The organism is Mesorhizobium sp. M0306 (assembly GCF_040321655.1).
GTDB lineage: Bacteria > Pseudomonadota > Alphaproteobacteria > Rhizobiales > Rhizobiaceae > Mesorhizobium.
This window is the reverse complement of the sequence record NZ_JAMYRY010000013.1, coordinates 142,044-151,518: the sequence shown is the minus strand read 5'-3', so window position 1 is coordinate 151,518 and position 9,475 is coordinate 142,044. Positions and strand designations below refer to the sequence as shown.

Annotated in this window: 9 protein-coding genes; 5 read left to right on the top strand and 4 right to left on the bottom strand. The window is 59.5% G+C overall.

Annotation, left to right across the window (positions count from 1 at the left end):
- Positions 1–614: IS3 family transposase (locus tag NKI95_RS19395; protein WP_352718897.1), on the top strand; the 614-nt coding region annotated here is incomplete at its 5' end.
- A 267-nt stretch (positions 615–881) separates the two neighbouring features.
- On the top strand, positions 882–1,496 hold the full coding sequence (locus NKI95_RS19390) for a transposase (protein ID WP_502909202.1): 615 nt from the start codon (positions 882–884) through the stop codon (positions 1,494–1,496).
- A 114-nt stretch (positions 1,497–1,610) separates the two neighbouring features.
- Here the strand turns inward: NKI95_RS19390 and NKI95_RS19385 are convergent, their stop codons facing one another.
- Positions 1,611–1,748 (bottom strand): helix-turn-helix transcriptional regulator, encoded by a 138-nt coding sequence (locus NKI95_RS19385; protein ID WP_502909204.1) that lies wholly within the window; start codon positions 1,746–1,748, stop codon positions 1,611–1,613.
- Positions 1,749–1,760: 12 nt separating this feature from the next.
- Here NKI95_RS19385 and NKI95_RS19380 point away from each other — a divergent pair, with 12 nt between their 5' ends.
- Together NKI95_RS19380 and NKI95_RS19375 are read left to right on the top strand one after the other, a co-directional pair.
- Positions 1,761–3,290, top strand: coding sequence for a lipopolysaccharide biosynthesis protein (locus NKI95_RS19380; RefSeq protein ID WP_352718896.1), 1,530 nt, complete (start codon positions 1,761–1,763; stop codon positions 3,288–3,290).
- A gap of 209 nt (positions 3,291–3,499) precedes the next feature.
- A complete protein-coding gene (locus tag NKI95_RS19375) occupies positions 3,500–3,637 on the top strand; it encodes a hypothetical protein (RefSeq protein WP_352718895.1) in 138 nt (45 codons plus the stop codon).
- Between the two features lie 823 nt (positions 3,638–4,460).
- Here NKI95_RS19375 and NKI95_RS19370 read toward each other — a convergent pair.
- A complete protein-coding gene (locus NKI95_RS19370; protein WP_352718905.1) occupies positions 4,461–4,682 on the bottom strand; it encodes a hypothetical protein in 222 nt (73 codons plus the stop codon).
- Between NKI95_RS19370 and NKI95_RS19365 the strand changes: the two genes are divergently transcribed.
- A complete protein-coding gene (locus tag NKI95_RS19365; protein ID WP_352718904.1) occupies positions 4,578–5,618 on the top strand; it encodes a glycosyltransferase in 1,041 nt (346 codons plus the stop codon). The two genes, NKI95_RS19370 and NKI95_RS19365, sit on opposite strands and share 105 nt — an antisense overlap.
- Positions 5,619–5,872: 254 nt before the next feature.
- Here NKI95_RS19365 and tnpC read toward each other — a convergent pair.
- Positions 5,873–7,536 (bottom strand): IS66 family transposase gene (tnpC, locus tag NKI95_RS19360; protein ID WP_352718894.1). Its coding sequence is split into 2 segments (ribosomal slippage): positions 5,873–7,186 and positions 7,189–7,536, totalling 1,662 coding nucleotides; the frame shifts between segments, so codons are not numbered across the junction.
- Between the two features lie 14 nt (positions 7,537–7,550).
- A complete protein-coding gene (locus NKI95_RS19355; protein WP_352718893.1) occupies positions 7,551–9,428 on the bottom strand; it encodes a Wzz/FepE/Etk N-terminal domain-containing protein in 1,878 nt (625 codons plus the stop codon).
- Between the last annotated feature and the right edge of the window lie 47 nt (positions 9,429–9,475).

Sequence of the window (9,475 nt, the reverse complement as noted above, 5' to 3'; positions counted from 1 at the left end):
GAACGCGGGCACCGATCCTGGTTCAGGCGAAGCCGAACGCGCGCTGGTCGCTGGATTTCGTCCATGATCAGTTCGCCTGCGGCCGGCGCTTCCGCGTCCTCAACATCGTCGACGACGTGACGCGCGAATGCCTGGCTGCGATCCCGGACACCTCGATCTCCGGCCGCCGGGTGGCGCGTGAACTGACGGAACTGATCGCCCGGCGCGGCAAGCCGGGCATGATCGTCTCCGACCACGGCACCGAGTTCACCTCGAACGCGATCCTCGCCTGGTCGAAGGATCATCAGGTGGAATGGCACTTCATCGCGCCGGGCAAGCCGATGCAGAACGGCTTCTGCGAAAGCTTCAACGGGCGGATGCGGGACGAGTTGCTGAACGAAACCCTGTTCTTCGGCCTCGACCATGCCCGAACAACCATCGCCGAATGGGCAGACGACTACAACCGATCGCGCCCACATTCGGCGCTCGGATACATCACGCCTGCGGCTTATGCCGCCAATCTCACCGCAACGGACGATCGGCTGCGCAACCCCGACCAGCTCCGCCGATCACCCGTTGCTCAACCCGCACCATACGGCGTAAAACCCGCCGAGGCTCTAACTGCAGCCGGATGAAAATTCAGTGGCAGGTCAAGCTCGGGCACGTCGCGCTCGATGGCACCACGATCAAGGCGAACGCGTCGAAACACAAAGCGATGAGCTATGAGCGCATGAAGAAGCGGGAAGCGGAGCTCACGGCCGAAGTCGACCGCTGGCTGGCCGCCGCCGAGGCCGCCGATGCGGAGGAGGACGAGCTGCACGGCACGAAGCGCGGCGATGAGATGCCCGATTGGGGGCCGACAAGGAGAGGCGGCTTGCCAAGATCCGCGCGACAAGGCCGAGTTGGAGGCAGAAGCGAAAGCCGCCGCCGCGGCGGAGGAGCGGCGCCGAGCCGAGGCCGAGAAAAGGCGCATCACCGAAGGTCGCAAGAAGAACGGCAAGACACCAGTGCCACCCTCCGCCGCGCCCGACGCCAAAGCACAACGCAACTTTACCGATGCGGCCAGCCGCATTCTTCTGACCAAGGACGGTTATATCCAGGGCTACAACGCGCAAGCCGCTGTCGACGCCAAGGCCCAGGTCATCGTCGCGCCCCGGCTCACCACCAGCATGAGCGACCACCGTCAACTGGTCGGCCTGATCGACGGCATTGAGGCCAATCTCGGCGCCAAACCGAAGAAAGCATCGGCCGATAGCGGTTATCTGAGCGAGCTGAACCTCCAGGCCTTGGCCGATCGCGAGACCAGCGCTTACATCGCAGCCGGACGAGCCAAACACCCCGCCGAAGGCAAACGAAAGATCAAGGAACCGCTCACCCAGGCCATGCGGGACAAGCTCAAGCGGGCGGGATGGCGAAGCAGGTACAGGCTCAGAAAGCAAATCGTCGAGCCAGTGTTCGGACAGATCAAGCAAGCAAGGGGGTTCAGGCAGTTCTTGTTGCGGGCATCGAGAAGGTGAGCGCCGAATGGGCGATAATCTGCACCGCCCACAACCTCACAGAGCTCGCCAACGCCGTCTAAGCCGGTTATCGTTCATGAAACGGCCCGACGCCAGGACTAACTGGACAGGCTCCTAGTCTAGCCCATCGCGGGATGCGCGCCGGGGCTCACGCACCCAAACTTCAACCTCTCCAAGATCCCAGGCCACACATCGGCTAGTCAGATGGAAACGGCGAGGAAAAGGTAGTAAGCATTCGGATGCGTCAGACAGTGGAGCCGGATCTTGAGTAAGTCATCCGAGATCACCTCGAAATCGCTTTCTGCTCGATCACTTTCCGGGCTTGCCTGGGTGTCGTCAGGGACTCTGATCTCTTCTTTCCTGCGGGTAGGGGTCGTCGCCATCTTGGCGCGCCTGCTGGCGCCGGAAAGCTTTGGTGTGGTCGCCGCGGTGCTGGTCGTTTGTGCTTTTGTCGAAGTGTTTGGACAGATCGGAGTCGCTCCCGCTCTGGTGCAGATGGACGAAGTCGGGCAGGAGGACGTTGCGACCGCGCTCGCCATCAGCCTAAGCCTTGGCCTTGCCGCCGCGGGAGCGATCATCTTCAGCGCTGCCTTGATAGGGCAAGGGTTCAATATGCCGGAGATCGTAAAGCCGCTGCGGTTGGTCGCACTGATCTTTCCGCTGCGAGCACTGGGCATGGTCTCGAGTGCGCTGGTCCAGCGTGCGCTTAAGTTCCGAGCGATGTCATTGATCGATCTTAACGGCTACGTCTTCGGCTATACGCCAGTGTCGATTGCGCTCGCCTATTATGGTTTTGGCTATTGGGCGATGATCTGGGGTTATATCGCGCAGACCGCGGTGTCGAATGTCGGCTACATCTTGAACAGCCCGCACTCCTTTCGCCTTTCCTACAGCCACGAGTCGGCGCGAAAGTTGTTGCGTTTTGGTGGCGGCATCACCCTTGCACGCATCGCCAGTTATATAGGAATGAACGTGGATTATTTCGTGGTCGGCCGTTTTCTGGGCCCCGCTGCGCTGGGCTACTATTCGCGTGCATTCTACCTAATGCAGCAGCCGACCAAGCTTATTGGCAACGCCGCTGACCAGGTTCTGTTTCCCATTTTCTCGTCGATCAAGAAGGAGGAGGCGCGGATCGTTCGCGTCTATTATCTCTGTACGGCCGTAGTCTTCGTGCTGTCTTCCCTCGCCTCGTTCAATTTGTTCTTACTCTCCAGCGAGTTTGTCAATGTATTGCTCGGTAATGCTTGGGCGAGCGTCGTACTCCCATTTCAGCTCTTCTGCCTGTCAATGCCTTTCCGCATCGCCTGGAAGACAAGTTCGACGCTCATCAGGTCCAAGGGCGCCATCCTGCAACTTGTTCTATGGCAGTTGTTTTACGCTTTTTCCGTCTTGGTCGCAGCGCTCATTGGGAGTTCTTGGGGCATCAATGGTGTCGCGATGGCAGTCAGTATCGCTATGGTACTCAACTATTGGGCGAGCGCGGCTGTACTGGCGACGCTCTATCCAGTCCGCCTCGTCAAAGAGGCCTTTGTGGTCATGAAGGCGTTGGGTGTAGCAGCTTTGGCAGCTTCCTGCACTTGGGCCATACTTTTACTGCCGGGTATTCGCGAAGCCGATGGGCTCTATCGCCTTGTCATTGGCGGGATTATGTGTGGCTTGGAATTGGTCATCGTCATGCTCTCCCTGGAACTGGTGTTTCCTGAGGAGGGACGTTGGCTCAAGGAGAGGCTCGGTATCACGAAGTACTTGCCAGCATCGCTTCGCTCTCTTGGCCTACAAAGGCGCTCTCGCTGATGGCCTCCTACCGTCGTCCCCGACAACATTTGTTTGGCTGGAACGAAAGATTTCTGACAAGATCAAAGAGGATATCCGCTTCTTGAGGTCTGATCGGCGCCCTTGCAACAATAGTGTGAGCGAGGCCTAAAGGCCGCCTTGCGCACCTCTCTAGTTGGGCAGGATGATTGCCACTCTTTCAGCGAGGTAGCCGGTGTCGTAACCTGGCGGTGCTGACCCAGAAAATCCTGGAGCAAAGCTGGCATTCTGGTGCGTTGTTTGCCTTTCGAGGCAAGCGCGGCGATCTGGTGAAGTTGCTCTGGCAGCGCGGGATCGTGCGGTATAGGCGCCTTTCGATTTGCCTTTGACGGGCTGCAGGCGATGATCTTGCGGTCTGCCAGGGCGGTTCGGAACCGGTCGGCGTCGTAGCCCCTGTCGCCGAGCAGGGCTTTGGACCTGGGCAAGGCATCGAAACGGCATGATCGGAGAGGACCACAAGATCGACGGCAGCATGGGGCCTATTTCCTGGGAAGGCTCACCGGAACCAGTATCTCACTAACCAGCATTGTCGACGAATATCGGGGCGCTCAACGCTAGTACCGGGAATCCCTAATGACTGTATGAGGACACCGTCGGGCAGCGACTTAATTTTCCCTTCCCCTTGTGCGGCTGTTTGGACTGGAAACATCGCGAACAGATGTGCGAGGACATCGCGAATAGTTTTGCGCGTTTTGCGCGAGGGGGTCGGGACGCCATTCGGAGACAACAGCGCGATGGAAAAGAAACTGGAATCGAAGCGCCACTATCGCGAAAGGTCGAACCATTTCTACTACGCCACAGGCCATCTCGTCCGCCGCGTTAAGCAGCTCTGTCCCCGTCCGCTCCATACGCCTGTGCAAGGCTGGCGGCAAGTCCGTCGCCCTTGGCCCGGCTGCAACAGACGGCGTCTTCGACGGTTCAGACATCAGAAAATGGAAACCATGGACTTCAATACCCTCTCTCGATAGAATGGCAGACTGGTCGTGAGGTCCCCGAAAGGCTGTTCGCGATGTCTCCGGTCCAACATGGGCCCTCGTTTTGGGGAGGCATTAAGGGGTTGCGAGGTCTCTTAAGGCGGGTAAGAACTGAGAGATCTTCCGACCTGCACCACCCTCACCACAAACGGAGGAGAATCCACACAGGGTCAGGCAGTTATTTGCGATAGTTGATACGAGGTGCAAGATAATCGGAGCGCTTCACTGTCACATGCGAATTCTTTACTTCATCAACGGATTCGATCCCGGTGGCGCCGAGCATGGGCTGCTCACCTTGCTGCAAGCAGGATTTTTCAGCGGCCACCAGCTGAAGATTCTCGCCTGTTGCCGCGGTCGCGGGTCTCTTGCCGATCAAATCGCCGCACAGATCGGAGAGCACAATCTTATCCTGACTTCGCAGAGTGAAGAGCCTTCCTTGCGCACCTTCGTGGGCACGTTCTTTGTAATATTGCGCCTCATCCGGGAGTGGCGGCCGGATATGGTTGCATTGTCGCTCAAACAGGCCAATCTCGTGGGACGGCTTGCTGCGATGTTTGCTCCTCGGCTGCGCTGCGTTTCATTCGAACACACCGCCCGCTACCGCTCCCGGCGCGCCGCAGCCGTTTATGGCCCTGTGCTCAAGGCGCTGTCCTGGCGCGTCGACGAAATCTGGGCTGATTGCGACAGTACGCTGCAGGAGACGCAAGCATACTTCCTGCCGCGCAGGCGCCGGTCGCATATCGTGCCTCTGTTTTGCTCCGATGAGGCTTCCAGCCACAAGCGCGATTACGCGCTTCACACACCCTTGCGCCTTGCTGCTGCCGGACGGCTTATCCCGCTGAAGAACTTTGACCGCCTCATCGAGGCCATCCGAATGCTCCAAGACCGCGGCGTTTCTGCAAGCCTCGATCTTTACGGCGACGGGCCGGAACGGCAGGCGCTTTCGCGCAAGGCGGATGAGCTCGGCATTGGAGATCGCGTGCATTTCCGTGGCTATGTCGCGCGCTGGTTCGAGCTAGCCTGTGATCGTGACATGTTCATCAATCTGTCCGATACGGAAGGGTTCTGCATCGTCGTCGCCGAGGCGATGCTTGCCGGCCTTCCGGTGATCGCGACCGACGTCGGCGGTATCCGGGATTACGGCAAGGATGGAGAGAATATGCTGAAGCTTACTGTTCCCTCAGCGGAGATGGCGGTGACGCAAGCACTGGTGTTCGGGGGCGATGAAACGCTCCGCAAGAAGATCGGAATGCAGGCACGACAGGATATGCTGCAGGCCTATTCGCAGGGTGCTTTGCGTGTCCGCGCTACGGCGGTGTTGGGTGGCGGAATGTAAGGACCGGAAAAGGACTGGCGACCAAGATAGCCGGGCCGATCATGAATTCTGACGGCTCCGCATCTCACCTGTTCGACATGGTTCTCGACCTGGCCCTTCTCCCAGCCCGATGCCAGCGCGCAGGCCACCGGCTGGAGGAAGCGACGATTGTATTGCTGGTCCTTGCCGACGAACACCGTACGCATACGACGAAGGCCGCATGATTGGGACACGCGCGTGCGCGCGGCGGGCTCTATGATGGCGATGCGTGAAGGTCAGGCGGCCTGCTGATCGGCGGCCTTGTCGGCTTCGCGCAGGCGCTTCCATTCCCAAGGCAGTAGTTCGTGCAGACGCGAAGCGGGAAGATCAGCAATGCGGGCCAGGACATCGGCGAGCCAGGCTTTTGGGTCGACGTCGTTGAGGCGTGCCGTGGTGATGAGGGTAAGCATAACGGCGGCGCGGTCGGCGCCGCGCTGGGAACCGGCGAAGGTCCAGTTGCGCCTTCCCAGAGCAATGCCACGCAGCGCTCTTTCGGCCGCGTTGTTGCTGAGGCAGATTCTGCCGTCGTCGATGAAGCGGGCGAAGTCGGCCCAGCGCCTGAGCATGTAATTGATTGGCTTCAGGACCTCGGAAGAGCGCGAGAGGGTATCGCGCTCGCGGAGCAACCAGGCGTGCATGTCGTCGAGAAGTGGTTTGCTCTTCTCCTGCCGCACGGCATACCGCTCGGCAGCGCTGCGGCCGTTGATGGCGCGCTCGATCTCGAACAGTGCGTCGAGGCGCCTGACCGCCTCCAGCGCGATCGGGGAGATCGGTTTGCCCTTCTTGCCATCCCGGGCCTTTTTCGCGATGTCGGCCAATTCGAAGAATCCTCGCCGCGCATGGGCGTAGCAAAAGGCCGGCGTGATCGGCTGCTCCTTCCGCTGCGGGTCGAACAGCGGCTCGAAGCCACTGTAACAGTCGCACTGAAGGATGCCGGCGAACCCGGCCAGATGCTTCTGAGGACGCTCGCCGCGCCGGTCGCTCAAGGCGTAATAGATCGCCGCCGGCGGCGCAGGCCCGGCGAAGGGACGGTCATCGCGCGTATAGGTCCATATGCGCCCGGTCGCGCACTTGCCCTTCGCCAGGATGCGAATGGTGGTGTCGTCGCCATGAAGGCGCTCGGCCGCGAGCACATGGCGCTCGATCAGCTGGAAGAGCGGCATGACGGCGAAGGTTCCGTGGCCGACCTGATCGGCCAGCGTCGACAGCGGCAGCTCGATCCCCTCGGCCTTGAAGCGCGCGCTCTGGCGGTTGAGTGGAGCATGCATGCCGAACTTGTCGAACAGGATTGTCGCCAGCAGTTGGGGACCGATGAAGCCGCGCGGCGTGACATGGAACGGCGCCGGCGGCTGGGTGATCTTCTCGCAGTCGCGGCAGGTAAACTTTTCGCGCACCGTTTCGATCAGCTTGAAGCGGCGCGGGATCTCCTCCAGCGTCTCGGTCACGTCCTCGCCCAGCTTGGACAGCCGGAATCCGCCGCAGCAGGCGCAGGCGGTGGGAGGCTCGACGACGACGCGCTCGCGTTCGATAGTCTCTGGCCAGGGCTTACGCGCACTGGTCGCTTGCGCGCGAAGGCGCGCACGCTCTGGGTCTTCGCCGCCGCAGCGGCCGCGGCAAGCTCATCCTCGCTCGCCGCGGTCACGAGGTCTTCGAGCTGAAGTTCCATCTGCTCGATCAGGCGCGCCGTGCGTTCGGAACGCTGGCCGTATTTCTCGCGCTTCAGCTTCTCGATCATAAGCTGTAGATGTGCAATCAGCGCCTCGGTGTCCGATAGTTTCGCCTGCGCGCTGGCAGCCACCGCTTCGGCTTGTCGGCGTGCTTCGCGTTCAGCCCGCAGTGCCGCCAGGGCACTCGCGAGGTCCGAAGGAAGATCATCCGGCTTCAACGTAAGACAAAACAATGCTTGCTCCACAACTAAGTCTGGTAATACTGACTATAACGTTCACTGTAAAATTCGGCACTGCCGAACTTTTGATACAGCTTGATTCTTTTGAGATCGACCTTGTTAAGCAGAACGCCAATACATTTATCCGCAAGGATCGGATTGTTGTTGAGGCTTTCGCGCACGAATGTACGAGCGGTCACGCCCCATTCAACAACCAGAATAAGGCCGTCGAGGTGCTGGACAAAGGACCTCACGTCCGCGACTGGAGCCAACGGGGGCAAATCAACGACGACGTAATTGAACGTAGAGCCCGCCTTGAGCAGAAAGTCGCCCATTTTCTCGATAGGCTGCACGGTCTTTGCGAGCTTTTGTTGGCTCTGGTTCACGCCGGGCAGGAACCGCAATGGCAATGACTGATGGGCCAGCAAATCTCTCGCGTTGAACTGTCCAGCCAACAAGTTGGCCAGGCCTCGTTCCCAGCCGTTGGCTAACATAGGGGACAAGCCCGGATTGTGGATGTCGGCATCGATCAACAGCGTCCTACAATGCTGCATAGCGAGAACCATCGCAAAATTAGCCGCGACCAGCGACTTCCCTTCTCCCGGGAGGCAGGAAACGATGCCGATCGCCTTGGTGCTCTTCCCTGGTAACTCGACATCAACGGCGACTTTCACCGTTCGCATCGTTTCAGCGAATTCCGAGCGCGGATGTTGCTCTACCCAGTTGAAAGCGCTGTTCCCCACCTCGATGAATGACGGCTCTTCGGTCGCACGATCACGCTTGTTTCGGCGAATTGGCTTTCCGTCCAGCAACGGGATCATTCCGAGCGTGTCAAGTCCGAGCTCATCGCGCACTTGACCCCTCGTGCGGAAAAAGCGCTCCCGGTACTCTCGAATTCCGCCCACACCGGCGCCAATCATGCCGCCGAGCACGACGCAGACCGCCAACGAAAGACGGCTGTTCGGAGAACTCGGGCTGCTGGGGTATGGTGCCTCCGAGATAACCCGCGCCTCCGTCAACGCCATCGAAAGGTTCTGCAGGCTCGCTTGGTACTGCTGCAGGACCTGTTCATATTGCGACTTGAGAGAGGACGCCTCAAGTTCGAGCTGGCTCAAGGTAACCAGCGTTTCCTTGGTCAGCGTATTGTCTGTTCGGAACCTGTGGACTGCGAGCTCGGCGTCGACCGATCGCTTCCGCACTGTCTCGAGCTCTTCCGCCAGTGCACTGCGAGCTCGGATAATCGACTCATCTTTGGCTCCGACTTGGTCAGAGATATAGATTTCCGCATACTTATTGGCTATTTTTTGCGCCATTTCAGCGCTAGGCGACCAAAATTGGACTTGCAGAATGTAAGAATCGCCTACACGCTCTACCGTTATATTTTCAGCCAGAATGTCAAATGCCTGCCACCGAGGATCGGGTCCTCGCGCCGCACTCGATTTCACCGGCGCTCCGCTTTCGTCGGAACTGCCGATGAATGACCGCACGACCCGAACGACCGATCCTGTGAGACTGTTGAGCAACGAATACGGCGCTGACAAGAAAGGGCGATTGGTAGCAAGACCGAGGCTGTCAACGACCTTTAGCCCGATGCGGTCGGAACGCAACAATTCGACCTGGCTCAGCATCATCGGGTCAAGCTGGGTGGAGCTTCCGCTCTCTGTTAACTTCGTCACGACGGAGGGCTGGTTCTTGTCGATCAGGATTCTGGACGTCGACTCGTACAAGGGCACCTCGACCCGAAGATACGCCAGCCCCAGCACAAGGCCTACGAGAGCGCATGTAAGGACGAACCTCAACTGCCGTCGCGCTGCCGCCACGAGTGTTTCGAGATCAATCGTTGCCGACTGAGGATCGCCAAAAATGAAGGCAGAATCCGGGTGCTGATTTTCAACTTCGCGGAGCATAAGCCTTCAAACCCGTGGGATGAAACTGGCAGCGTATCGCTAGTGAC